A 1,324-nucleotide genomic window follows, 5' to 3' on the forward strand; every position below is an offset into this window, starting at 1 on the left:
CCAAGTCCAGACGGAACTTAGTTATATATTATACAAGGTTAAAATCTTGTTAATTACTTAACTCTATTGGTTGTTTTAAGAGATAAAAAACTCGTTATTAACAAAGGTGAGAAATGATTCATTCATTTCGTCCTAACAAAGATACATTATTATTTAATATCAAGAACATTCCTTTGCATTTATTTAACTTTATATTTATACATTTGCAAAAAGGAGGTTATACACCTTATTATATAAAGAATTTAAGGTTCTTCTATATTTAAAGAATGGAATTCAATCAGGCCATTCATTGGTGTTTCTTCAATGATTTCCAGTTCGATGCCAAATTCACGGGCAACTTCCCGCAAAATGGTCGCGTAGCTGTAAGCCAATGAACCCACAAAACGAATAGGATAATTTTTGTAGTCATATTGGCAGACATTACGAGTAAAGAAATTTCTCAGATTACCGGTAATCAGCTCAAATACATAGTCATCATTGGTATAATCAGCCAAAAAATAAGATATAGTAGACAAAAAGCGATTGGGGAACGGGCGGTTATACACAGATTCCATAACCTCATTCGGACTTATACGGAACTTCTCAAAGAAATCCGCCGTTACATCTTTAGGAGCCAAACCTTTCAGTACATCAGACAAGAACATTTTGCCCAATACAGCACCACTACCCTCATCCCCCAGGATGTAACCTCCTGCCCGGACATTCTTTACAACGATTTTCCCATCATAAAAACATGAGTTTGAGCCGGTTCCCAAAATACAAGCAATGCCGGCCTCGCATTTGAACAAGCCACGTGCAGCTGCCAGCAAATCACTCTCTACCTGAATTGGAGTTTTGAATTGTGCTACCAATGAAGCTCCCAATACATTTTTCTTTTCATAAGAAGTACATCCGGCACCATAATAATAGACTTGTTCCAATTTCCTTTTGAAAAAATGCTCGGGTAATCCTAACCGCACACTTCGGCTAATCTCTCTTCTCGTTTGAAAGAAAGGATTTAAGCCCTCTGTGAAGGCTCGCTGTATCAGACGATTATCTTCAACCAGCGCCCATTCTGTTCTCGTAGAACCACTTTCTGCAATTAGTTTCATAGGTAGTTAGTTTTAGAATTGAATACAAATATATAGCTTTTTTTAATCTTTCCAAGGCTATTTCAAGAAAAAATCATTTTACTGGCCATACATCTCCCTTTTGCTCATATCCTCAATCATCCAACAAAGTATTCCCACTTTTCCAACGCAACCGCGTTTTAGTCAAAACAAGACGATAACAGACTAATAATAAGATACTATCTGACTGAATTCCAAGTTCCGTCTGGACTTGG

Annotated in this window: 1 protein-coding gene; it reads right to left on the minus strand. The window is 37.0% G+C overall.

The window, feature by feature from the left end:
• Window positions 1-242: 242 nt before the first annotated feature.
• The gene (locus tag DW039_RS20760) at window positions 243-1,091 is read right to left on the minus strand and encodes a hypothetical protein (RefSeq protein WP_005824933.1); all 849 of its coding nucleotides are present in this window, start codon (window positions 1,089-1,091) and stop codon (window positions 243-245) included.
• Window positions 1,092-1,324 lie beyond the last annotated feature (233 nt).

This window comes from Bacteroides sp. AF39-16AC (genome assembly GCF_003602735.1).
Classification (GTDB): domain Bacteria; phylum Bacteroidota; class Bacteroidia; order Bacteroidales; family Bacteroidaceae; genus Bacteroides; species Bacteroides uniformis.

Coding starts and splice junctions, on each gene's coding strand:
- DW039_RS20760 (WP_005824933.1), bottom strand. CDS start 1,091: ATGAAACTAATTGCAGAAAGTGGTTCTACGAGAACAGAATGGGCGCTG.